Origin of the sequence: Oscillatoria sp. HE19RPO (genome assembly GCF_024220515.1) — a bacterium.
Classification (GTDB): domain Bacteria; phylum Cyanobacteriota; class Cyanobacteriia; order Cyanobacteriales; family Laspinemataceae; genus Laspinema.
Genome location: NZ_JAMXOT010000490.1, coordinates 1 through 1,159, shown reverse-complemented (window position 1 = coordinate 1,159; position 1,159 = coordinate 1). Strand labels below are relative to the sequence as shown.

The window sequence follows — 1,159 nt, the reverse complement described above, 5'->3', positions numbered from 1 at the left end:
ACCAATAGAGAATAGAATTAAAACCGAGCATCGGCAGGAGGAGTAATTGAAGATTATTTAACGCGCTCTTCCAATTCGCTTGATGATTCCAATGAGGATGTTGAGTGACCGAAGACCTAAAAATTTCTGAGGTTGGAGTCGGCGAACTTGTTGCTGAAGACTTAAAAGTAGCAGTGGTCAAAGTAACAAGCAAATAAACACTACAGACAAGTGACCACCATTTTTCGATATCCGAGTAATGAGTCAGCCTCCAATCGGCCCATCCCAACTCAGATTTACATTGCCTAAATCCATATTCAACCCAAGTTCTATCTCCGTATATATCCCCTACATTTTTATAGCTAAGGTTCGGAATGTTACTCATCACAAAACTGGTTGAATTTTCCGGCAAAGTCTATTTATCTGTTGTGAGGTTTCAATAAGTTGTCCGTCCTTTTTTACCAAAAACAACCTCTCTTATATAGCGAGTTTCTGTTTTACCCTGACTCATATTCCGGGTAAATGTTGTCCATTCATTGGCTGAAACGCTTTGTCCTTCAGGTAGCCAGACTCCATGATTACTCCTGATTGATACCATATACAAAAGTTCTAATTCCTCCAGTTTATTCAAAAAATAGGTTTCACTTTCTCCATAAAGACTATCGGCTAATACCAATTCTATTTGGAAACCAAGGTGGACCATCTCTTCAATTAATCCGGCGGCAATTTGAGGTTTGGTTTTATAAACATCTCCCGGTTTTAAGCACTTTTGAGGCTTGAAGACTTCAAAGAGAATGGGAAACGTTATTCCCTCAATTAATCCGTAAGCAACTACAGATACAATTCCGTTTTCTACCTTTCCTAATCGACCGATATATTGCCGAGCTACATAATCAGTTTTCTTGCCTTTTTTAGGGTCTCCTGTCTCATCAATAATTACCCGAATTTCTCGACCTTTTAAATGATTTAAAATGAGATGGATTCTCGAATTTTTGTGCTGGTGAATATCCCAAGGAGAGCGAGTCAGAAAATGGTGTAACCCCTGGGCGTTTTCTAGTCCCAAAACTTTCGCGATTTCCCGCACAAGTTTTCCGTTTTATTTCGGATAATATTCCTACATGGATATTCTTAAATGCCTCATAAGTCCTAACATCTGAAAACAGGCTTTTATAGTTTTCAC

At 38.7% G+C, this 1,159-nt stretch carries 1 protein-coding gene and 1 pseudogene; both read right to left on the bottom strand.

Annotated elements, in window-relative coordinates; all coding sequences use genetic code 11:
- A pseudogene (locus NG833_RS30005) lies at positions 1-364 on the bottom strand (IS701 family transposase); the annotation flags it as partial.
- A gap of 51 nt (positions 365-415) precedes the next feature.
- Positions 416-1,063: a transposase gene (locus NG833_RS30000; protein WP_254568921.1), complete on the bottom strand. Its 648-nt coding sequence runs from the start codon at positions 1,061-1,063 to the stop codon at positions 416-418.
- Positions 1,064-1,159: the final 96 nt, after the last annotated feature.